At 72.2% G+C, this 22,178-nt stretch carries 21 protein-coding genes; 16 read left to right on the top strand and 5 right to left on the bottom strand.

Annotation, left to right across the window (positions count from 1 at the left end; translation table 11 throughout):
* Positions 1 to 39: 39 nt before the first annotated feature.
* Positions 40 to 693, bottom strand: a complete 654-nt coding sequence (locus tag PIR53_01930) for a M23 family metallopeptidase (protein ID WZH52766.1) — start codon at positions 691 to 693, stop codon at positions 40 to 42.
* Between the two features lie 395 nt (positions 694 to 1,088).
* Between PIR53_01930 and rpsB the strand changes: the two genes are divergently transcribed.
* From rpsB to PIR53_01975, 9 genes are all read left to right on the top strand, one after another.
* On the top strand, positions 1,089 to 2,012 hold the full coding sequence (gene rpsB, locus PIR53_01935) for a 30S ribosomal protein S2 (GenBank protein WZH52767.1): 924 nt from the start codon (positions 1,089 to 1,091) through the stop codon (positions 2,010 to 2,012).
* A gap of 114 nt (positions 2,013 to 2,126) precedes the next feature.
* Positions 2,127 to 2,939: a translation elongation factor Ts gene (tsf, locus tag PIR53_01940; GenBank protein ID WZH52768.1), complete on the top strand. Its 813-nt coding sequence runs from the start codon at positions 2,127 to 2,129 to the stop codon at positions 2,937 to 2,939.
* A gap of 282 nt (positions 2,940 to 3,221) precedes the next feature.
* Positions 3,222 to 3,938, top strand: a complete 717-nt coding sequence (pyrH, locus tag PIR53_01945; GenBank protein WZH52769.1) for a UMP kinase — start codon at positions 3,222 to 3,224, stop codon at positions 3,936 to 3,938.
* 124 nt (positions 3,939 to 4,062) lie between these two features.
* The gene (gene frr / locus PIR53_01950) at positions 4,063 to 4,617 is read left to right on the top strand and encodes a ribosome recycling factor (GenBank protein WZH54385.1); all 555 of its coding nucleotides are present in this window, start codon (positions 4,063 to 4,065) and stop codon (positions 4,615 to 4,617) included.
* A 24-nt stretch (positions 4,618 to 4,641) separates the two neighbouring features.
* Entirely contained in the window at positions 4,642 to 5,523 is an 882-nt protein-coding gene (locus tag PIR53_01955; protein WZH52770.1) for a phosphatidate cytidylyltransferase, read from the top strand.
* Positions 5,524 to 5,593: 70 nt separating this feature from the next.
* Positions 5,594 to 6,319 carry a hypothetical protein gene (locus tag PIR53_01960; protein WZH52771.1) on the top strand — a complete coding sequence of 242 codons (726 nt, stop codon included), beginning with the start codon at positions 5,594 to 5,596 and terminating at the stop codon, positions 6,317 to 6,319.
* A gap of 70 nt (positions 6,320 to 6,389) precedes the next feature.
* The gene (rlmN, locus tag PIR53_01965; GenBank protein ID WZH52772.1) at positions 6,390 to 7,535 is read left to right on the top strand and encodes a 23S rRNA (adenine(2503)-C(2))-methyltransferase RlmN; all 1,146 of its coding nucleotides are present in this window, start codon (positions 6,390 to 6,392) and stop codon (positions 7,533 to 7,535) included.
* A 252-nt stretch (positions 7,536 to 7,787) separates the two neighbouring features.
* Entirely contained in the window at positions 7,788 to 8,975 is a 1,188-nt protein-coding gene (locus PIR53_01970; GenBank protein ID WZH52773.1) for a glycosyltransferase family 1 protein, read from the top strand.
* A 21-nt stretch (positions 8,976 to 8,996) separates the two neighbouring features.
* The gene (locus PIR53_01975; protein WZH52774.1) at positions 8,997 to 9,662 is read left to right on the top strand and encodes an AMP-binding protein; all 666 of its coding nucleotides are present in this window, start codon (positions 8,997 to 8,999) and stop codon (positions 9,660 to 9,662) included.
* An 89-nt stretch (positions 9,663 to 9,751) separates the two neighbouring features.
* On the opposite strand, the gene PIR53_01980 is transcribed toward PIR53_01975, so the two are convergent.
* Positions 9,752 to 10,081, bottom strand: coding sequence for a putative quinol monooxygenase (locus PIR53_01980; GenBank protein ID WZH52775.1), 330 nt, complete (start codon positions 10,079 to 10,081; stop codon positions 9,752 to 9,754).
* Positions 10,082 to 10,400: 319 nt separating this feature from the next.
* Here PIR53_01980 and PIR53_01985 point away from each other — a divergent pair, with 319 nt between their 5' ends.
* The 3 genes from PIR53_01985 (at position 10,401) to ispG (ending at position 14,100) form a co-directional block, all read left to right on the top strand.
* Complete coding sequence (locus PIR53_01985) at positions 10,401 to 11,486, top strand: 1-deoxy-D-xylulose-5-phosphate reductoisomerase (protein WZH54386.1); 1,086 nt, start codon at positions 10,401 to 10,403, stop codon at positions 11,484 to 11,486.
* A gap of 39 nt (positions 11,487 to 11,525) precedes the next feature.
* A complete protein-coding gene (locus PIR53_01990; protein WZH52776.1) occupies positions 11,526 to 12,887 on the top strand; it encodes a site-2 protease family protein in 1,362 nt (453 codons plus the stop codon).
* Between the two features lie 61 nt (positions 12,888 to 12,948).
* Positions 12,949 to 14,100: a flavodoxin-dependent (E)-4-hydroxy-3-methylbut-2-enyl-diphosphate synthase gene (gene ispG / locus PIR53_01995; protein ID WZH52777.1), complete on the top strand. Its 1,152-nt coding sequence runs from the start codon at positions 12,949 to 12,951 to the stop codon at positions 14,098 to 14,100.
* 509 nt (positions 14,101 to 14,609) lie between these two features.
* Here the strand turns inward: ispG and PIR53_02000 are convergent.
* The gene (locus PIR53_02000) at positions 14,610 to 15,245 is read right to left on the bottom strand and encodes a PKD domain-containing protein (protein WZH52778.1); all 636 of its coding nucleotides are present in this window, start codon (positions 15,243 to 15,245) and stop codon (positions 14,610 to 14,612) included.
* A gap of 200 nt (positions 15,246 to 15,445) precedes the next feature.
* Complete coding sequence (locus tag PIR53_02005; GenBank protein WZH52779.1) at positions 15,446 to 15,967, bottom strand: DUF6318 family protein; 522 nt, start codon at positions 15,965 to 15,967, stop codon at positions 15,446 to 15,448.
* A gap of 159 nt (positions 15,968 to 16,126) precedes the next feature.
* Between PIR53_02005 and PIR53_02010 the strand changes: the two genes are divergently transcribed.
* Positions 16,127 to 16,975 (top strand): GNAT family N-acetyltransferase, encoded by an 849-nt coding sequence (locus tag PIR53_02010; GenBank protein ID WZH52780.1) that lies wholly within the window; start codon positions 16,127 to 16,129, stop codon positions 16,973 to 16,975.
* Between the two features lie 9 nt (positions 16,976 to 16,984).
* Here the strand turns inward: PIR53_02010 and PIR53_02015 are convergent, their stop codons facing one another.
* The gene (locus PIR53_02015) at positions 16,985 to 18,049 is read right to left on the bottom strand and encodes a 2,3-butanediol dehydrogenase (GenBank protein WZH52781.1); all 1,065 of its coding nucleotides are present in this window, start codon (positions 18,047 to 18,049) and stop codon (positions 16,985 to 16,987) included.
* A 137-nt stretch (positions 18,050 to 18,186) separates the two neighbouring features.
* Here PIR53_02015 and PIR53_02020 point away from each other — a divergent pair, with 137 nt between their 5' ends.
* The 3 genes from PIR53_02020 (at position 18,187) to PIR53_02030 (ending at position 21,938) form a co-directional block, all read left to right on the top strand.
* A complete protein-coding gene (locus PIR53_02020; protein ID WZH52782.1) occupies positions 18,187 to 18,564 on the top strand; it encodes a DoxX family protein in 378 nt (125 codons plus the stop codon).
* A gap of 64 nt (positions 18,565 to 18,628) precedes the next feature.
* Positions 18,629 to 20,407: a proline--tRNA ligase gene (locus PIR53_02025; GenBank protein WZH52783.1), complete on the top strand. Its 1,779-nt coding sequence runs from the start codon at positions 18,629 to 18,631 to the stop codon at positions 20,405 to 20,407.
* Positions 20,408 to 20,423: 16 nt separating this feature from the next.
* Positions 20,424 to 21,938, top strand: coding sequence for an acetyl-CoA hydrolase/transferase family protein (locus PIR53_02030; protein WZH52784.1), 1,515 nt, complete (start codon positions 20,424 to 20,426; stop codon positions 21,936 to 21,938).
* Positions 21,939 to 22,178: the final 240 nt, after the last annotated feature.

A 22,178-nucleotide genomic window follows, 5' to 3' on the forward strand; every position in this document is an offset into this window, starting at 1 on the left:
GCCGGCGGGGGCTGCGACAGCGCCCGCCGAGACCGACCCTCAGACGGCCCGCAGCCCGGCGTGGGCCGTCCCAACCCGCGCCGTCCCGACCCGCGCCGTCCCGACCCGCGCCGTCCCACTGCGCGCGTCGGCCTCGTGCGGACGCACCACGGGCGGCGGCGAGGGGGGAGCGGGCCGCGCCGCGCGGGAGACGTCCAGCCCGTCCAGCGGCACGAGGCGCACGGGTCCGTCGCCGACGAGGCGGAGGGGGTCGAGGTACTGCTCGCCCTCCAGCCATCCCCAGTGCAGGCACGCGCGGGGCGCGCAGTGGGACCCGGCCGGTTCCAGCGTGCCGATCGGGGCACCGCCCGCCACCGTGTCCGCGACGGAGACGGAGGCGGCGACGGGCTCGTAGGTCGTGCGGGTCGCCCCGTGGCCCACCACGACGACGCCCCGCCCGGCGATCCGCCCGGCGAACGTCACCGTCCCGGGCAGGGCGGCGTGGACGGACTGGCCCGCGGTGCCCAGGAGGTCGACGCCGCGGTGGCCCGCGCCGTACGGGTTCGTCGGCGGGTCGAAGCGCGTCACCACGCTCGGCTCGGGGCGCAGCGGCCACCCGCCGACGGGATCGTCCGCCGCGTGCGCGGCGCCGCCGTGCAGCAGCAGGCCGGCGAGGGCGAGGGCGGGCAGGAGGGCACGACGGCGACGGGACATACAGGAAGCGTGGTGCTCCGGCACCGCGTGCGGGACGGTGCCGGCGCGGCCTGTGGACGAGCGGGTGCCGGGGGCGGGCTGTGGACGATTGGCGTACGACGGCGGCACGGGTCTAGGCTGGCGGCCGCAGCCCGCTGTGCGGGTTGACTACGCGTGCTCGCTGACCGCGACACCCCGCACCGCTCCGGCGGTGCAGGGTGACCGCCCGGGGGCGCGACCTTCAGTCCCGGTGTCCACCGGGTCCGGTCGCGTGCGAGCACCAGGACGACCGGCAACCGCCGGTCGTGACAACTGGGAACGATCAGGAGCTCCGCTCCCGGTCCGCGCCTCACGACGTCCGCGTCGTGCCAAGGGCGGACGCAACGGGTGCGCCTCCGGGAGAAGAGAAGAACACCATGGCAGTCGTGACCATGCGCCAGCTCCTCGAGAGCGGCGTCCACTTCGGACACCAGACCCGTCGCTGGAACCCGAAGATGAAGCGGTTCATCCTCACGGACCGCAACGGCATCTACATCATCGACCTCCAGCAGTCGCTGGCCTACATCGACCGCTCCTACGCGTTCGTCAAGGAGACGGTCGCCAAGGGCGGCACGATCCTCTTCGTCGGCACGAAGAAGCAGGCGCAGGAGGCCATCGCGGAGCAGGCCACGCGCGTCGGCCAGCCCTACGTGAACCAGCGCTGGCTCGGTGGCATGCTCACCAACTTCCAGACGGTGCACCAGCGGATCAACCGCCTCAAGGAGCTCGACGAGCTCGACTTCGAGAACGTCGCCGGCTCGGGCCGCACCAAGAAGGAGCTGCTGCAGCTCAAGCGCGAGCGGGACAAGCTCGACAAGACGCTGGGCGGCATCCGCGAGATGAGCCGCACGCCCTCCGCCGTGTGGATCGTCGACACCAACAAGGAGCACCTGGCGGTCGAGGAGGCGCGCAAGCTGCGCATCCCGATCATCGGCATCCTCGACTCCAACTGCGACCCCGACGAGGTCGACTTCCCGATCCCGGGCAACGACGACGCGATCCGCGCCGTCGGTCTGCTGACGCGCGTCGTCGCCGACGCCGTCGCCGAGGGCCTCATCGAGCGTTCGGGTGGCAAGGCCGGCGCGACCGCCGAGGAGCCCCTGGCCGCCTGGGAGCGCGAGCTCCTGACGGGCGACGCCGAGCAGGCTGCCGTCGCCGCGACCGGTGGCGAGGCGGGCGACACCCCGGCCGCCGAGGCCACGGGTGCCGCGTCCGAGGCCGCCCAGGCCGACGCCGCTGTCGAGGCCGTCAAGACCGAGGCCGCTCCGGCCGAGTCGACCGAGGCTCCCGCCGAGGCCTGAGCCTCAGCTCGACCTGACCAGCACCGACGTCGCGCCGGGCTCGTGGACGCGTTCCGCGGGCCCGGCGCGACGTAGCGCCACCCCCCACCCCCGAAGCCAGAGGAAGAAGACACCATGGCCAGCTTCTCTGCCGCTGACGTCAAGAAGCTCCGCGAGCTCACCGCCGCGGGCATGATGGACTGCAAGAAGGCACTGACCGAGACCGACGGCGACTTCGACAAGGCCGTCGAGCTCCTCCGCGTCAAGGGCGCCGCCAAGGCCGCCGCGCGCGGCGCCGAGCGCGAGACCTCCGCCGGCCTCGTCGCCGCGTCGGGCAACGCCCTCATCGAGCTCAAGAGCGAGACCGACTTCGTCGCCAAGAGCGAGGACTTCGTCGCCGCCGCCCAGCAGATCGCGGATGCCGCCGCGCAGGCCAAGCCGGCCGACGCCGAGGCGCTCAAGGCCGTCCCGCTCGGCGACGGCACCGTCGGTTCGCTCGTCGAGGGCCTCGCGGTCAAGATCGGCGAGAAGATCGAGCTCGGCCAGGTCGCCGTGTTCGAGGGCGACACCGTCGTCTACCTCCACCGCCGCTCGGCCGACCTGCCGCCCGCCGTGGGCGTCATCGTCGAGTACTCGGGCGACGCCGAGGCCGCCCGCGGCGCCGCCATGCAGGCCGCCGCGATGCGTCCGCAGTTCCTCACGCGTGACGAGGTCCCCGCGGACGTCGTCGAGAAGGAGCGCGAGATCGCCCAGGCGCAGGCCCAGGAGGAGGGCAAGCCCGAGCAGGTCGCCGCGAAGATCGCCGAGGGTCGCCTCAACGCCTTCTTCAAGGACGTCGTGCTCCTCGAGCAGCCCTCGGTGACGGAGAACAAGAAGTCGGTGAAGCAGATCCTCGACGCCGCCGGCACGACGGTGACGCGCTTCGCGCGCTTCGAGGCCGGCGCCTGATCCGAGGCGTCCCCTCCGGGCACGCGGGCCAGTAAGGTGTGGCCCGCTGTCCACCGGCAGCACAGACCCCGGCGGTGGTCCTCGTGATCCATCGCCACACGAGGAGGCCGGTCCGCATGACGAGTGCACCACGCCGTCACGCGGGCCGGCCTTCGTCGTGCCCGGACCACCCCCGGACCGACGCCGACCGCACCGACGCCGACCGCGTCGTCGCGAGTGCAGCCACCGCCTGACCGAGCCGCTCACGCCCACCCGCCGCAGCGCCGTACCGAAAGGAACCCCGTGCCCGCATACCGCCGCGTCCTCCTCAAGCTCTCCGGTGAGGTCTTCGGAGGAGGGAGCGTCGGCGTCGATCCCGACGTCGTGCAGGAGATCGCCGCCGAGATCGCGTCGGTCGTCGAGGCCGGCGTGCAGGTCGCCGTCGTCACGGGTGGCGGCAACTTCTTCCGCGGGGCCGAGCTGCAGCAGCGGGGCATGGACCGCTCGCGCGCCGACTACATGGGCATGCTCGGCATCGTCATGAACTGCCTGGCTCTCCAGGACTTCCTCGAGAAGCTCGGCGTCGACACGCGGGTGCAGACCGCGATCACGATGGGCCAGGTCGCGGAGCCCTACATCCCGCGCCGCGCGATCCGCCACATGGAGAAGGGCCGCGTCGTCATCTTCGGCGCGGGCATGGGCATGCCGTTCTTCTCCACCGACACCGTGGCCGTGCAGCGCGCGCTCGAGAACAAGTGCGACGCCGTGCTCGTGGCCAAGAACGGCGTGGATGGCGTCTACTCGGCCGACCCGCGCCTCCACCCCGACGCGGTCAAGCTCGACACGGTGACCTACGACGAGGCGATCAGCCAGGGCCTGCGGATCATGGACCAGACGGCCTTCGCCCTCTGCGGCGAGAACAAGCTGCCGATGGTCGTCTTCGGCATGCAGCCGCAGGGCAACATCCTGCGCGTCGTGCAGGGTGAGAAGATCGGGACGCTCGTCAGCGCCGAGAGCTGAGCTGAGTCCGCCCTGACCGGCCACGGCCCGGTTGCGGCGGGTACCGAACGTAGACCAGAGTCGCTGGGCGTCAGCCCGACGCGCGACGCGCGCAGATGATGCAGATGATGAGGAGCTAGCAGTGATCAACGAGGTCCTGAACGAGGCCGACGGCAAGATGGACAAGTCGGTCGAGGCGACCCGCGAGGAGTTCGCCGCCATCCGCGCCGGCCGTGCCCACCCGAGCATGTTCAGCAAGATCGTCGTCGACTACTACGGCTCCCCGACGCCGTTGCAGCAGCTCGCGTCGTTCACCGCCCCCGAGGCCCGCGTCATCCTCATCTCGCCCTACGACGTGGGCGCGATGAACGGCATCGAGAAGGCGATCCGCGACTCCGACCTGGGCGTCAACCCGTCCAACGACGGCAAGGTGCTGCGCTGCGTCTTCCCCGAGCTGACCGAGGAGCGCCGCAAGGAGTTCATCAAGGTCGCCCGCACGAAGGCCGAGGAGGGCCGCGTCGCCGTGCGCAACCTGCGCCGCACCGCCAAGCAGAACCTCGAGCGCCTCGAGAAGGACGGCGAGGTCGGCAAGGACGACGTCACCGGTGCCGAAAAGCGCCTCGACGGTCTCACCAAGAAGCACGTCGACGCGATCGACGAGATGCTCAAGTCGAAGGAGTCCGAGCTGCTCGAGGTCTGAGCAGCCCGGAACTACAGCGTGAGCGTGACTCCCCCCGACACCGGCGCCCCGGCAGCACCCCCCGTGAAGGACCACGGCCGGGCAGGCCGCAACCTGCCCGCCGCGGTCGCGTCCGCGGTGGTGCTCCTGGGGGCGATCGCCGCGTCCCTGGCGTTCTACAAGACGGCCTTCATGGTGATCGTGGCGGTCGCCGTCGTGGTCGCCGTGTGGGAGCTGCACCAGGGCTTCGCGGCGAAGGACATCGACCTCCCCGAGCAGCCGCTGATGGTGGGCGGCGTCGTCATGGTCGTCGTGGCCTACTTCTTTGGCCCCCCGGCGCTCGTCACCGCCACGGCGGTAACCGGTCTGGCGATCATGCTGTGGCTGCTCCACCGAGGCGTGGACGGCTACGTGCGCAACGCGTCGGCCGCGATCTTCGCCCTCATCTACATCCCGTTCCTCGGTTCCTTCGTCGCGCTGCTGCTCGCCGAGGGCGGTGCGACCGGCTTCGAGGGCTACGACGACGGGGTGCGTGGCGTCATCGTCTTCGTGCTGGTGACGATCGCCTCCGACATCGGGGGGTACGTCGCGGGGGTGCTCTTCGGCAAGCACCCGATGGCCCCCGTGATCTCCCCGAAGAAGTCGTGGGAGGGCTTCGCGGGCTCCGCCGTCGCCTGTGTGGTCGTCGGCTGGCTCCTCGTCGCGTACCTCCTCGACGGCGACTGGTGGGTCGGCATCTGCCTCGGCCTCATCACGGTCGTCATGGCGACGCTGGGCGACCTGTGCGAGTCCGTCATCAAGCGTGACCTCGGCATCAAGGACATGAGCCAGGTCATCCCCGGCCACGGCGGCCTCATGGACCGGCTCGACTCGCTCCTCGCCACCGTCGCCCCGACGTGGCTGCTCCTGCACTACCTGGTGTTCTGACCCCCGGCGCGCCGTGCGCCCGCCGCTCGCGCCGCCACTAGGGTGAGCGCCGACGAGAGGGGGCCGCACCGTGCGAGCCAAGTGGGTGGCGGTCGCCGTGGCCGGCGCCGGAGCGGCGTACGCCGCGGAGCGTGCCCGCCGCGGACGCGAGGTCGTGACGGTCGGCGCGGCAGCCCCGGTCGGGACCCCGTCGTCGGCTCCGTCGTCGGCTCCGTCGTCGGCTCCGTCGGCGACGCCGGTCGCGGCCCGTGATCCTGAGCCCGTGGCTCCGCCCGAGCCCGTGGCTCCACCCGAACCCGTCGCGGAGGAGGTGCTGACCGCCACCGGGGCGCTCGAGCCGGTCCGCGACGTACCGCCCGAGCCCGAGCCCCAGCCGGGGCCTGCGCCGGAGCCCGTCGCGCCTCCGACGGTCGAGGTGCCGGTGGCCCGCGTCGTACCGGAGCCCGAGCCGGAGCCCGAGCCCGAGCCCGAGCGGTCACAGGATCTGGAGGACCCCGACGAGGACGACGATCCGGGGTCGACGAAGGTCGCGCTCAGTGGGTTCTACGTCGGTCTGGTCTGCATGCTCTTCGCGCCGGTCCTCTACTTCAGCGCCACGGACTGGCTGTTCGACGCGGAGACCTCGGCGGAGCTGACGCCGTTCGTGCTGCTGCTCCTGGCGGTGCCCGCGATCCTCGTGGCGGTGCCGCGCACGCGGCGGTTCGGGCTCTACATGGTGCTCGGGCTCGCCCTCACCGGGGTCGTGGTGGCGGCCACCGCGATCGTCGTGCTGTACCTGCTGGTCCGCGCCGGCTGACCCCGCGAGCCTGCCGCGGGCCGCTCACGTTTCGGCGCAGGCGTGGCCGCGGTGGGATGATCGGGGGGCGATGTCCGAGAACACCCCCACGCCCGAGCCCCAGCGCACCTCCCTGCCCCTCGTCATGGAGGCCCCGCGGGGGCGCGCGAAGCCGCCGCGCCACCTGGCCGACCTCGACGAGGCCGGGCGCAAGGCGCTGCTCGAGGAGTCCGGCCTGCCGGGTTTCCGGGCCAAGCAGCTCTCGCACCACTACTTCGGGCGCCTGACCTCCGACCCGGCCGAGATGACGGACCTGCCGGCGGCCCAGCGCGAGGAGCTGGCGGCGGCGCTGTTCCCGCGCCTGCTGACGCCGGTGCGCACGATGGAGGCCGACAAGGGCACCACCCGCAAGACGCTCTGGCGGCTCTTCGACGGGGCGCTCGTGGAGTCGGTGCTGATGCGCTACCCCCAGCGGGCCACCATCTGCGTGTCGAGCCAGGCCGGCTGCGGCATGGCGTGCCCCTTCTGCGCCACCGGCCAGGGCGGCCTGCAGCGCAACATGAGCGCGGCGGAGATCGTCGACCAGGTCGTCGACGGCGCGCGGGCCATGGCGCGCGGTGAGATCGCCGGCGGTCCCGGCCGCCTCTCCAACGTCGTCTTCATGGGGATGGGCGAGCCGCTGGCCAACTACAAGGCGGTCGTGGCCGCCGTGCACCGGCTCACCGACCCGGCGCCGGCAGGCCTCGGTCTCTCGGCCCGCAACGTCACGGTCTCGACCGTGGGCCTCGTGCCGCGCATCCTGCAGCTGGCGGAGGAGGGCGTGCCGGTCACGCTCGCGCTCAGCCTGCACGCCCCCGACGACGAGCTGCGCAACGACATCGTGCCGATCAACACCCGCTACTCCGTGGCGGAGACCGTGGACGCCGCCTGGGAGTTCGCGCGTCGCACCAAGCGTCGCGTGTCGGTCGAGTACGCGATGATGCGCGACGTCAACGACCAGGCGTGGCGGGCGGACCTCCTCGCCGACGTGCTCAACGCGCGCGGCGACTGGGGCTGGGTGCACGTCAACCTGATCCCGCTCAACGAGGTGCCCGGATCGCGCTTCACGCGGTCGCGGGACGCCGACACCGCCGAGTTCGTGCGCCGGCTCGAGGCCAAGGGCATCAGCACGACGATCCGCGACACCCGCGGCGACGACATCGACGCCGCCTGCGGCCAGCTCGCCGCCGCGGAGTAGTCCGCCCGACCTCCGGTTCACCAGCGCGGTGGATCGCTGAGCACCCGCCTGCTCAGCGATCCACCGCGCTGTCGTTCCCGCCCAGGTGAACGCCGCATGACGCGGAGGCAGCGGCGTCCCGTGGAGGTTCCCGCCCGGTTCAACTGGCGTCCACCGGCACCGCCCCCCACCGTTCCGGCCCGCTCCTAGCGTCCGACCCGTCAGTGAGCGCACAGCGACGACGACTGTGCACCGACGGAGGAGGACCGCCGCATGCGGCTGCACCGTTCGAGCCCCAGCACCGTCACGCACCTCCCGCGCCGCGGCGACCGCCTGCGGGTGCTGGTCGTCAGCGAGTCGTTCCTGCCGCAGGTGAACGGGGTGACGAACTCCGTGCGCCGGGTGCTGGAGCACCTCGCGGCCGAGGGGCACGAGGCGGAGCTGGTCGCGCCGACCGGGCCCGCGACGTACGCGGGGTTCCCCGTCACGACCTGCCGCGGCGCGCACCTGCCGTTCTATCGCGACTTCCGCATCGGCCTGGAGAGCCAGCGTCGGCTGCGGGCCGCGATGGAGCGCTTCCGCCCGGACGTCGTGCACATCGCCTCGCCCGCGACGCTCGGCTACCAGGCGGCGCGGGCCGCGGCCGACCTCGGCATCCCCACGGTCGCGATCTACCAGACGGACCTCGTCGGGTTCGCGGACCGCTACGGCATTGCGGGCGGCACGCGCGCGATGTCCTACCTCACGCGCCGCATCCACACGAGCGTCGACCGGACGCTCGCCCCCTCGACCGCCAGCCTCCGTCAGCTCGAGCAGATGGAGGTGCCCGGTCTGGGCCGCTGGCCACGCGGGGTCGACCTCACGCAGTTCGACCCCGCGTGTCGCGACGACGAGCTGCGCCGCCGGCTCGCGCCGGACGGCGAGCTGCTGGTCGGCTACGTCGGTCGCCTCGCGCCGGAGAAGGAGCTGGAGCTCCTCACCCACGTCGACCGTCTCGCCGGTGTGCGCGTGGTCATCGTGGGCGGCGGCCCGGAGGAGGAGCGCCTGCGGACGCTGCTGCCCGGAGCCGCGTTCCTCGGCGTGCTGCACGGCGCGGAGCTCGCCGCGGCGTACGCCAGCCTCGACGTCTTCGTGCACACCGGTCGCCACGAGACGTACTGCCAGGCCGCGCAGGAGGCGCTGGCCTCGGGGGTGCCGGTCGTCGCGCCGCGGGCCGGTGGACCGATCGACGTCGTCGACGACGGCACCGCCGGCTACCTCTACGAGCCGGGCAACGGGGCCGCGATGGCGACCTACGTGCGGATGCTCCACGAGAACGCGCCCCTGCGCCGCCGCGCCGCGCTGGCCGCGCGCCGCAGTGTCGAGGGACGGTCCTGGGCGGCCGTGAACGCACTGCTCGTCCGGCACTACCGCGAGGTGCTCGCGGACCGCCGCGCCGTGCGGGCGGCCCGCGCGGCCTGAGCCGCCACTAGGCTCGGGAGGGTGACGAACCTCGCCTTCGACGCCCTCGACCTCCACGTCATCCGCGGCCACGCCGAGGCGCCGGCCGTCGCCACCCCCGACCGCGAGCTCGACTTCGCGACGGTGCTGGAGGAGGTGGGCGCCCTCGCGGGTGCGATGCGGGCGCTCGGCGTGACGCCCGGGGCGTCGGTCCTGGTGGCGCTGCAGGACGAGTACGACGAGCTGCTGGCCTTCCTCGCCGTCCTGCGCCTGCGGGCGGTCCCCGTGCTGGTGGACCGGGTGCACGCGGCGGTGGCGCCCGAGGTGGCTCCGGCCGCGCACCTCCCGTCGGCGGCGACCCTCGCCGTGCGGCACCGCCCCCACCTGGTCGTGTCGGCGGCGCCGTGGCCCGGCCACGTGCACCGCCCGGCGGCCGTGCTCTACCGGGGACCCGAGCCGCAGGACCCGGAGACCGAGGTCGCCTGGGAGCTGGCGCTGCGGGCCGGCCGCACCGACCCGGCGCCCGCAACCCGTGCCGAAAAGGCCGACGGGCCTGCGGCCGACGCCCACGAGGCGGCCGCCGAGGCGTGCGCGTACGTCGTCGGAAACCGCGCCGTCCTGCACCGCGAGGTGCCCGAGGTGGGCACCCAGGTCGGTCGACGGCTCGGCGGGCTGCTCGCCGGGCGCCCCGTCACGCTGGGGCGCTGACGCGGGTCCGGCGGTAGTCCCTGACGTTTCGGTCGTCCTGGATCGTTTCAACGGTCGAAAACGTCAGGGACCACCCGGAGCAGGCCGGATCAGCCCCGGTCGACGGCCATCTCGCCGAGCTCGGACCAGCCGTCGGCGTCGACGTCCTGGCTCACGATCCGCGGAGTCGACGCGAGGTAGCGCGGGAGCTTCTCCTGCGCCGCCTTGAAGTGGTCGGACTGCACGTGGGCCGCGCCGGCGTCGCCGTCGTCGAAGGCCTCGACGAGCACGTACTGGTGGGGGTCGGTCACCGAGCGCGACCAGAAGAACCACTTGCAGCCGGGCTCGGCGTTGCAGGCCTCGGTGAACTCGCGGGAGATCTCGGGCCAGTCGTCGGCGTGCTCGGGCAGGACGTCGAACACGGCGGTGATGAAGATCAAGAGGGGCCTCCTCCGGTCGGGTCTGGATCGTCGCCAGTCTGCCGGGAGACCGAAGCCGGGACGGACCCACGGGCGGTCGATCCACGGTCCGATCAGGAGGCGGTGCGGACGGACGCGCCCCAGTGCGTCCGTCCGCCCCGTGCCATGCTTGCAGATTCCTTGAAGATTCGTGGAGATCTGCTTGAGGATGTCAACGATCCCCGGCGCCGGAGGTCACGTGCCGCGGGCGGCCTGCCAGACTCCGCCCGTGACCTCGACGACCTCGTCCTCGCCGTCCGCACCCCGCACGGGGGACGGTTCCGCCCCGCGCCGCCGTGACGTGGTCGTGCTCGGATCCACCGGATCGGTCGGCACCCAGGCGCTCGAGCTGGCCCGTCGCCACCCGGACCGCTACCGGGTCGTGGGACTGACGGCCGGGGGATCCAACCCGGAGCTGTTCGAGCAGCAGGTCGCGGAGTTCGCGCCGGCGTACTCCGGGCTGGGGGAGGAGGCCTCCGTCGAGGCGGCCGGGCTCGAGGCCGATGTCGTGCTCAACGCGATCACCGGCGCGGTGGGCCTGCGCCCGACCCTCGCGGCGCTCGAGGCCGGGTCCACGCTCGCGCTGGCCAACAAGGAGTCGCTCATCATCGGCGGTCCGCTCGTGGTGGGGGCGGCCGCGCCCGGTCAGATCGTGCCCGTCGACTCGGAGCACTCCGCGGTCGCCCAGTGCCTGCGCGGCGGACGCGCCGAGGAGGTGCGGCGGCTCGTGCTGACCGCCTCGGGCGGGCCGTTCCGTGGCCGCTCGCGGGCAGAGCTGGCGGACGTCACACCCGCCGAGGCGCTGCAGCACCCGACGTGGGCGATGGGGCCGGTCATCACCGTCAACTCGGCCACCCTCGTCAACAAGGGGCTCGAGGTGATCGAGGCGCACCTGCTCTTCGGCCTGCCGTTCGAGCGCATCGACGTGGTCGTGCACCCGACGAGCGTCGTGCACTCGATGGTGGAGTTCGTCGATGGCTCGACCCTCGTGCAGGCGAGCCCGCCGACCATGATGATCCCCATCGCCCTGGGGCTCAGCTGGCCCGACCGCGTCCCCGACGCGGCGCCGGCCGTCGACTGGTCGCGGCCCGAGACCTGGGAGTTCCACCCGCTCGACGACGAGGCCTTCCCCGCGGTCGACCTGGCCCGCCGGGCCGGCACGGCGGGGTCGACCGCCCCGGCCGTCTACAACGCCGCCAACGAGGTGTGCGTCGAGGAGTTCCTGGCCGGTCGCCTGCCGTTCGTCGACATCGTGCCGACGGTGGCCAACGTTCTGGGGCGGCACGACGTACCCTCGATCGAGCCGCTCACCGTCGACGCCGTCCTGGACGCCGATGCCTGGGCTCGCGAGACCGCCCGGTCCCTGCTCGGGACGGCCTCGGCCTAGCAGACCCGCACGACCCGCTCCGCACACCGAAGGACCGTCATGACCGCCGCCCTGCTGTACACCCTCGGTGTCGTCGTCTTCGTGGTGGCGATCCTGGTCTCGATCGCCCTGCACGAGCTCGGCCACATGATCCCGGCGAAGGCGTTCGGCGGGAAGGTGACGCAGTACTTCGTCGGCTTCGGCCCGACGGTCTGGAGCAAGCAGGTCGGCGAGACGGAGTACGGCGTCAAGGCGATCCCGCTCGGCGGCTACGTCAAGATCGTGGGGATGCTGCCGCCCGGCGCCGACGACCTCGCGGAGCAGGCCGGGGTGGACCCCGGCGGCGAGCCCGTCTACCGGGTCCGCAAGTCCAACACCGGCATGTTCACGCAGCTCGTGAGCGACGCGCGGGCCGCCGAGTGGGAGACCATCGGTCCGGAGGACGCCGACCGGCTCTTCTACAAGATGCCGCCCTGGAAGAAGATCGTCGTGATGGCGGCCGGCCCGACCGTCAACATCGCGATCGCCTTCGGCATCTTCGCGGGCGTCTTCGCGACGTACGGCAACCCCGACGACGTGCGCACCACCACGACGGTGGGGGCGATCTCGCAGTGCGTCGTGCCCTACGCCGAGTCCGGTCGCGAGTGCACGGCGGACGACCCGGTCACGCCGGCCGTGGCCGCCGGGCTCCAGCCCGGCGACGAGATCGTCGCCTTCAACGGCACCCGGATCCGCGACTGGCGCCAGATGCAGGACCTCATCCGCGGCAACTCCGACGGGCAGGCGCAGATCGTCGTCGAGCGCGACGGCCGCGAGCTGACGCTGACGACGAACACCACCGTCACGGCGCGCCCCAGCAACGACGAGGACGCGGACCCGGCGGCGACCACGGAGGTCGGCTTCCTCGGCGTGACGCCGACCACCGAGCTCGGGACCGGCGGGCCGCTCTACACGGTGGACCAGATGGGCACGATGGCGGTGCGCACCGTCGAGGCGCTCGTGCAGCTGCCGGCGAAGGTCTTCGGGGTCGGCAAGGCCATCGTCGGTCTCCAGGAGCGCGACCCGGAGAGCCCCGTCTCGATCGTGGGCGGCGGCCGGATCGCCGGCGAGACCACGGCGCTGGAGCAGTTCCCGGTGCAGGAGAAGGTCGTCTTCCTGCTCCTGCTCATCGCCGGCTTCAACTTCTTCATCGGCATGTTCAACTTCATCCCGCTGCTGCCGCTCGACGGCGGCCACATCGCGGGCGCGGCGTACGAGGGCGTCCGTCGCCGGCTCGCCCGCCTGCGGCGTCGCCCCGACCCCGGGTACGTCGACGTGGCCCGGCTCCTGCCGGTGGCGTACGTCGTCGGGTCCGCCATCCTCGTCATGGGCATCGTGCTCATCGTCGGCGACCTCGTGGTGCCGCTCAGCCCGTACTCGTGAGCGCGGCCCACAGCACCTTGCCGAGTCGGTGGGGTGGGGGAGTGCCGCGTAGCATCGAGCCATGAGCTCTGTCGCCCTCGGCATGCCCGAAGCCCCGCCGCCGGTGCTCAGCCCGCGCCGCACCACCCGTCAGATCAAGGTCGGTTCCGTCGGCGTCGGCAGCGACCACCCGATCTCGGTGCAGTCGATGACGACGACGCTGACGTCCGACGTCAACGCGACCCTCCAGCAGATCGCCGAGCTGACCGCCTCGGGCTGCGACATCGTGCGCGTCGCGTGCCCGAGCCAGGACGACGCCGACGCACTGCCGGCGATCGCGCGGAAGTCGCAGATCCCCGTCATCGCCGACATCCACTTCCAGCCGAAGTACGTCTTCGCCGCCATCGAGGCCGGCTGTGCCGCCGTGCGCGTCAACCCCGGCAACATCCGGAAGTTCGACGACCAGGTCAAGGAGATCGCGCAGGCGGCCACCGACCACGGCACGTCCATCCGGATCGGCGTCAACGCGGGCTCGCTCGACAAGCGCCTGCTGGAGAAGTACGGCAAGGCGACTCCCGAGGCCCTCGTGGAGTCGGCCGTCTGGGAGGCCTCGCTCTTCGAGGAGCACGGCTTCCGCGACTTCAAGATCTCGGTCAAGCACAACGACCCGGTCGTCATGGTGCGCGCCTACGAGCTGCTCGCCGAGGCCGGCGACTGGCCCCTGCACCTCGGTGTGACCGAGGCCGGCCCGGCCTTCCAGGGCACCATCAAGTCGGCGACCGCCTTCGGTGCCCTGCTCAGCCAGGGCATCGGCGACACGATCCGCGTCTCCCTCTCCGCCCCGCCGGTGGAGGAGGTCAAGGTGGGCCTGCAGATCCTCGAGTCGCTCAACCTGCGCCCCCGCCGGCTCGAGATCGTCTCCTGCCCGAGCTGCGGCCGCGCGCAGGTGGACGTCTACACGTTGGCCGAGCAGGTCACCGCGGGCCTCGACGGCCTCGAGGTACCGCTCCGCGTCGCCGTCATGGGCTGCGTCGTCAACGGGCCCGGCGAGGCCCGGGAGGCCGACCTCGGCGTCGCCTCGGGCAACGGCAAGGGCCAGATCTTCGTCAAGGGCGAGGTCATCAAGACCGTGCCCGAGAGCCAGATCGTGGAGACCCTCATCGAGGAGGCCATGCGGATCGCGGAGAGCATGGAGCCTGTCGAGGGCTCCGGCGCCCAGGTCTCCGTCTCCTGACCCGCTGGTACGGCGCGCGTCCGCGCCGGTCGCCGTTCTAGCGGCACACGTCGAGGGACGGGCCGGAGTCGGCGGATCGGGGCCCAGCACGGGTGTCGACCGGGGCGGGATCGCCGTGGCGCCCGGAACTGGGACGTTGGTGCGTCCGTCATGGAGCCGAACCTGTCCCATCCGCACATCTCGCGTGGCCGCGGTGGGGCGGGGTTGAGCCTAGGCCGCGTCCGCGTCCGCGATCGGTTCGGATGAGGTGGGCCAGCCCAGCCCAGCGCAGTCGCCCTCGCGCGCTGTGCCCCGAGCGCCGAGCGCCGAGTCCCGAGCCCAGAACTGGGACGTTGGTGCGTGCCCGATGGGGTGGATGGGTCTCCAGCTGCACAGTTCGCGCGGGCGGGCCTGGGCCTCGGCTTGGGGGTCTCCGTGGAAAGGGTCACGAACGACGGTGCTTCGGTGGGGATGGGTGTCGTTGGTGACCCTTTTCGGGGGTGGTGGGCGTTCTGGTTCTGGTGGGTGGCCTATCCGGTGAGGACGGGGGTGGCTTGGCGGACCTGGAGGTCGAGGGTGGGGCTGGTCATGTCGACGGTGCCTTGGACGCGTTGCCAGGGGCGGTCGGCGACGCGGAAGTCGGCGGACCAGGTGGTGGTGAGGCGGGTGGGGTAGGTGCCGGTGCGGGTGTAGGCGTGGGTGATGTCGAGGTGGGGGTAGGGGGCGCCGGGGGTGGTGGTGGTCGTGGTGGTGCCGTCGCCGAAGTCCCAGGTGTAGATGGTGGGGGTGATGTCGAGGTCGACGGTGTAGCCCAGGACGGTGAGGGTGGTGGTGAAGGGTTCGGCGGTGGTGAAGAAGTTGGTCTCGAGGTTGACCAGGGTGGTGCCGTCGGGGGGTTGGATGTGCAGGACGGTCTCGGGGAGCGGTACCTCGCGGAAGGCTTGGTAGACGGCGGCGTTGACGACGGCGGCGGGGTCCTCACCGGGGGTGGGGGTGCAGTTGGTGGGGCGTCCGGTGCCGGTGGCGAGGTAGGGGTTCTGGAGGTAGCGGCCGAGGGTGTTCTCGTCGCAGGCGGTGCGTCCGGCGCAGATGTTGCCGAGTGTGAGGCCCGCGATCGAGGAGGGCAGGCAGATGGAGGCGTCGACGTAGGACTGCCGCGCAGCCATGACCTGAGCCTGGGAAGGTCTACGGGAGTCGGACCCCCTCGGTGCTGCACCCTCAGCGCGAACGGCGTCTGAGCGCTCGACGGTGACGAGGAAGTGCTGTTGCCTCGCTGCGACCGGCGAGTCGTCTTCGTCTGCGACCGCGGAAAGGCCAGAGGCCAGATCGGATCCGCCGAGAACGAGAATCGCGGCCGCCAGGGCTGTCAGTACTGCTCGGTGAGAAGCCACGAGACGCTCCAGCCGTTCTCATCCTGCGTGAGCCCCAATGCGAGCGAGCCGAATGGCGAGGACTCTGAGCCGCTGATGTCCACGTCCCCAGTGACCACTAGATCGGACGGGACAGGGTCGTCGGGAACCGGCCCACGGGTCTCGAGGTCAACCGTCGACCATGCGCCGTCAGTCGATGAAAGCGGTTGACCGTCCATCGACGCGTACAGCGACTGGCAGACCTCGCATTCGGCGCCGGTGATTTGTTCGATAGCAGACACGTCCCCCGAGATAGCTGAGTAGTTCACCAGCTCCACCCAGTGCTCCACGAACGCCACGGCGGCCGCGTCGTCGTCGCCCCGCGCCTCGTCCGGCAGCACCGGAACGGCCGCCTCCGACGAAGAAGACACCACCGGCGACGACGGCGACGACGGCGCCTCCGACGCACCCTCTTCCGCACCACCCCCGCCCCCGGTGCACGCCGCGAGCAGCGACGTACCGACGACGAGTCCGACCAACCTGCCTCCACGGCCCTGCATGCGGTCCTCCGACGAGCCCGGGTCGACGCGCCCGATCGCGTCGACAACCGCGCCCAATCTAGGACAGCCCCGACCTACTCGACCACCCTCGTGCGGCCGACCTGTGGACGACGGGGCGGACTCGCCTAGGCTCGCATCGTGGTGCTGACGAAGCAGGGGGTCCGGGTGCTGGGCCCGGCCGACCTCGACGAGTTCCTGGCACTCGTCGAGCGCGACCCTGTGATCAACGTCTTCGTCGACCACCGGGCCCGCACGACGCGCCTCCAGCCGCGCTGGTTGGGCGGTGAGGTGTGGGGCCACTACGACTCCGGCGACCTGGTCGCGGCGTGCCACGTCGCGGCGAACCTGGTGCCGGTCAACGCCGATGCGGAGGCGGTCCGCGCGTTCGCGGCCCACGCCCCGCAGCGCATCCGCTCCGTGTCGACCATCGTGGGTCCGCAGCCCGCGGTGGACGCCTTCTGGAGCAGCGTCTCCCCCCGCTGGGGGGCTCCGCGCGAGATCCGCTTCGCCCAGCCGCACCTGGAGATCGGCGACGCTCCCCTCGTCGCGCCCGACCCCGAGGTGCGCCGCACGACGACGGAAGACATGGACGCGCTGTACCCGGCGTGCGTGGCGATGTACACCGAGGAGGTCGGCGTCTCGCCCGAGCGCGGGGGAGGCGCGGAGCTCTACCGCGCGCGGGTGGCCCAGCTCGTCGCGCGCGGCTGGTCCTTCGCCCGCTTCGACGACCGGGGCCGCGTCATCTTCAAGGCGGAGGTGGCGTGCACGTCGCCCCACGCCGCGCAGGTGCAGGGGGTCTGGGTGGCGCCCGAGCACCGGCGCGCCGGGCTGGCGACGGCCGGCATGGCGGCCGTCGTGGAGAGGGTCCGCGCCGAGATCGCCCCGGTGGTCTCGCTCTACGTCAACGAGTGGAACACCGGGGCGCGGCTGGCCTACGAGCGCGTCGGCTTCGTCGAGACGGCGCGCTTCACGACCGTGATGTTCTGAGGAAGCCGCTCAGCGCCGCGGGTCGACGAGGATCTTGACCGCGGTCTCGTTGCGGTGGATCAGCGTGTCGAAGCCGGCGTCGACGAGCTCGTCCAACCCGATGACGCCGGTGATGAACGGCTTGAGGTCGACCTTGCCCTCGCGCGCCAGCGCGATCGTGGCCGGGTGGGAGTTGACGTAGGCGATCGTGCCCCGCAGGTCGAGCTCCTTGAGCACCAGCTTCTGCACGTCCAGCTCGCCGCGGTGGCCCCAGATCGAGACCACGACGACGACGCCCCGCGGCTTCGTCGCCTCGACGAGCGTGTCGAGGGCCGGCTGCACGCTCGTCGCCTCGAAGGAGATGTCGGCCCCGACCCCGTCCGTGAGGGCCAGCACCTCGGCGACGACGTCCTGCGCCGTCGGGTCGAGCACGTGCTGGGCGACGCCGGTCTCGAGGGCCTTCTGCCGGCGCAGCGGGCTGGGCTCCGAGACGATGACGGTGGTGCCCTCGGCCCGCAGCACGGCCGCCGTCAGGAGCCCGATCGGGCCGGCGCCGGTGATGAGGGCGACGTCGCCCCGCTGCCCGCCCGAGCGCTGGAAGGCGTGGTAGCCCACGGCCAGGGGCTCGATGAGCGCCGCCTCGTCGAGCGGCAGGTCGCCGACGGGGTGCACCCAGCGCCGCTCCACCACGATGCGCTCCGCCAGGCCGCCGCCGCGGCCGCCGAGCCCGATGAAGTTCATGTCGGGGGAGAGGTGGTAGGAGTCGTTGGCGCTGCTCGTGTCGACGTCGTCCCGCACGATGTAGGGCTCGACCACCACGCTGTCGCCGACGGCGAGGTCCTCGACGCCCTCGCCGAGCGCGTAGACCGTCCCCGACATCTCGTGCCCCAGCGTGATCGGCGCCGCCTCGCCCGAGATTGGGTGCGGGTGGCCGTGCGGGGGCACGAAGATCGGACCGTCGAGGTACTCGTGCAGGTCGGTCCCGCAGATGCCGCAGAACGCGACCTCGATGCCGACCGTGCCCGGCGCGACCGCCGGTTCCGGCACCTCCTCGATGCGGATGTCGCCCCGGTCGTGGTAGCGCGCTGCCTTCATCTCGGTGCCCTTCGTCGCGGGTGGGTGGGGATCACCGACGCACGCTAGGTACGCCGCGGTGCCGGCGACAGCGCTGCGCGACGTTGCACGGGATCGGTCCCGGTGGCCGCTGGTGACCCACCGGTAACCTCCGGGCCATGACCTCGACCGACGTCCAGCCGCTCAGCCCGACCGCCCGCGGGCTCGCCGCCGCCTTCGCCGTCTCCGGCGTCGTCCACCTCGTGCGCCCCGAGACCTTCGCGCCGCTGATGCCGAAGGCCCTGCCCGCGCACACCGAGCTCATCAAGGGGTCCGGCGTGGCCGAGCTGGCGTGCGCCGCGGGGCTGCTCCACCCCCGCACGCGGCGGGCGGCCGGCCTGGCCAGCGCGGCGCTCCTGGTCGGCGTGTTCCCGGGCAACGTCACGATGGCCTGGCGGGCCCGCCGGAGCCGCAACGCGGCGTACCGCTGGGGCACCGTCGCGCGCCTGCCCCTGCAGGTGCCGCTCGTGCGCGCCGCCCTGCGCGCCGGGCGCTGACGCCGCGGGGCGGCTGTGGAAACCCGTGCGCGCCGCCGCCGCACCCGCCAGTAGCCTTCGTCCCATGATCCTGCGCATGTCCCAGCTGTTCGTCCGCACGCTCCGCGACGACCCCGCCGACGCGGAGGTGCCGAGCCACCGGCTGCTGGTCCGCGCGGGTTACATCCGTCGTGCCGCGCCGGGCATCTACACCTGGCTGCCGCTGGGCCTGCGCGTCTACCGCAAGGTCGAGCAGATCGTGCGCGACGAGATGGACGCCATCGGTGCGCAGGAGCTGCAGTTCCCCGCGCTGCTGCCCAAGGAGCCCTACGAGGCGACGAACCGGTGGACGGAGTACGGCGACGGCATCTTCCGCCTGCAGGACCGCAAGGGCGCCGATTACCTCCTCGGTCCCACCCACGAGGAGATGTTCACCCTCACGGTGAAGGACCTCTACTCGTCCTACAAGGACCTGCCCGTCTGGCTCTACCAGATCCAGACGAAGTACCGCGACGAGGCGCGTCCCCGCGCCGGCCTCATGCGCGGCCGCGAGTTCGTCATGAAGGACTCCTACTCCTTCGACGTCGACGACGCCGGCCTGGAGCGGTCCTACGAGGCCCACCGCTCGGCGTACGTCCGCATCTTCGACCGCCTCGGCTTCGACTACGCGATCGTGAAGGCGACGTCCGGCGCGATGGGCGGCTCGCGGAGCGAGGAGTTCCTCGCGCGGCTCGACGTGGGCGAGGACACCTACGTGCGCAGCCCCGGGGGGTACGCCGCGAACGTCGAGGCCGTCACGACCCCGGCGCCCGACCCCCTGCCGTACGACGACGTGCCCGCCGCCCACGCCGAGGACACGCCCGCGACCCCGACCATCGCGACGCTGGTCGACCACCTCAACGAGGCGTTTCCCCGCGAGGACCGGCCCTGGACCGCCGCGGACACGCTGAAGAACGTGCTGCTCATGCTGACGCACCCCGACGGCACCCGGGAGCCGCTCGCCGTGGGTCTGCCCGGTGACCGCGAGGTCGACCAGAAGCGGCTCGAGGGCCAGCTCGAGCCGATCGAGGTGGCCCCCATGACCGACGAGGAGCTGAAGGAGTTCCCGGCGCTGGTCAAGGGCTACATCGGTCCCGCGCACGAGGGCCGCACCATCCTGGGCGAGGAGTCCGAGTCGGGGATCCGCTACCTGGTCGACCCCCGCGTCGTCACGGGCACGCGCTGGGTGACCGGCGCGAACGTCGAGGGCCAGCACGTCATCGACCTCGTCGCCGGCCGTGACTTCACCCCCGACGGCACCATCGAGGCCGCCGAGGTCCGCGCCGGCGACCCCGCCCCCGACGGGTCCGGTCCGCTCGAGCTCGCCCGCGGCATCGAGATGGGCCACGTGTTCCAGCTCGGCCGCAAGTACGCCGAGGCCCTCGGCCTCAAGGTGCTCGACGAGAACGGGAAGCTCGTGACGGTGACCATGGGCTCCTACGGCATCGGCGTCTCCCGGGCCGTCCCCGTCATCGCGGAGTACAACCACGACGAGGCCGGTCTCGTGTGGCCCCGTGAGGTGGCCCCGGCGGACGTGCACGTGGTCGCGGCGGGCAAGGGCGAGGAGCTCTTCGCCGCCGCGGAGCGGATCAGCGCCGAGCTGTCGGCCGCGGGGCTCGACGTCGTCTACGACGACCGGGCCGGCAAGGTCAGCCCCGGCGTGAAGTTCAAGGACGCCGAGCTCATCGGCATCCCGACGATCGTCGTGGTCGGCAAGGGCCTGGCGGACGGCGTGGTGGAGATCAAGGACCGCCGGAGCGGCGACCGCGAGGAGGTCGCGATCGACGCCGTGGTCGAGCGCACCCTCGCCGCCGTCCGCGGCTGACGCCGGGAGTCGCTCGATGGGCCACTCGGACCGCATCACCTGCCCCGTCCTGTCCACGCGCGTCACGACGGCCGAGGAGGCGGCGCGGCACGTCGAGCACGGCATGTCGGTCGGCATCAGCGGCTTCACCGGCGCCGGGCACCCCAAGGCCGTGCCCGGTGCGCTGGCCGACCGGATCGCGGTCGCCCACGACCGCGGGGAGGACTTCCGCATCGGGCTGTGGTCGGGGGCCTCCACCGCGCCCGAGGTCGACGGACGTCTCGCCGAGGTGCACGGGCTCGACAAGCGGCTGCCCTACAACGGCGACCCGACCCTGCGGCGGCTCATCAACTCCGGCGAGGTCGACTACGTCGACGCCCACCTCTCCCACACCGCCCAGCAGGCGTGGTTCGGCTTCTACGGTCCGCTGGACCTCGCGATCGTCGAGGTCGCGGCCGTGCTGCCCAACGGGCTCCTCGTCCCCGGCAGCTCGGTCGGCAACAACAAGGCGTGGCTGGAGCGGGCCGAGAAGGTCGTGCTCGAGGTCAACCACTGGCAGCCGCGGGACCTCGAGGGGTTCCACGACGTCTACTACGGCACCGCCCTGCCGCCGCACCGGCTGCCGATCCAGATGACGCACCCCATGCAGCGGATCGGCGACCCCTACCTGCGGGTCGACCCCGCGAAGGTGGTCGCGGTCGTGGAGACGAACGCCCCCGACCGCAACTCCCCGCTCAGCGCGCCCGACGACGCCTCGCGCGACATGGCGGGCTTCCTCGTCGACTTCCTGCGCCACGAGGTCGCCGCCGGCCGCATCCCGCCGAGCCTGCTGCCGCTGCAATCGGGGGTGGGCAACGTGGCCAACGCGGTGATGGAGGGCCTGCTCACGGCGGAGTTCACCGGCATGACCGCCTTCACCGAGGTCATCCAGGACGGGCTGCTCGACCTGCTCGACGCCGGCAAGCTCGACGCGGTGTCGGCGACCTCCTTCGGTCTGTCCGAGGACGGGGCCCGACGCTTCCTCGCCGACCCCGGGCACTACAAGGGCCGGATCCTGCTGCGCAGCCAGGAGATCTCCAACCACCCGGAGCTCGTGCGCCGGCTCGGGGTGATCGCGATCAACGGGATGATCGAGGCGGACGTCTACGGCAACGTCAACTCCACCCACCTCATGGGCAGCGCGATCATGAACGGCATCGGGGGCAGCGGGGACTTCGCCCGCAACGCCTACCTCAACTTCTTCGTCTCGCCCTCGACGGCAAAGGGCGGCAGCATCTCGTCGATCGTCCCGATGGTCAGCCACGTCGACCACACGGAGCACGACGTGCACGTGCTCGTGACCGAGCGCGGCCTGGCGGACCTCCGCGGGCTCTCGCCGACCGACCGGGCAGACCGCGTCATCGAGCACTGCGCGCACCCGGACTACGCCGATCGGCTCCGCGACTACGTCGACCGGGCGAAGGCGTCCCGGCCCGAGGCCCGGCACACCCCCCACCTGCTGGACGAGGCCCTGGGATGGCACCGGGCGTTCCTCCGCGACGGCCGGATGTGAGACCGGAGGCACCTTCACATTCTCGCAATGCAGAAAGTTGCAACGCATCAGCCGTTTACGGGAGGCGGCGGCGCGTTACAAACTTCTGCAGACGGAACGAACTGACGGACGTTTCGCAGCAACGACGGACTCGGCTCCTTCGGGGGAGATCTCGGGACTTCCTCGGAGGAGCCGAGTCCGACGTCGCACTTCTCGGGGAATCTCGCGGATCGGGCCGCGAGTCATGAAGGGCCTCGGCCA

It is taken from the genome of Nocardioides alkalitolerans, assembly GCA_038184435.1.
Classification (GTDB): domain Bacteria; phylum Actinomycetota; class Actinomycetes; order Propionibacteriales; family Nocardioidaceae; genus Nocardioides; species Nocardioides alkalitolerans_A.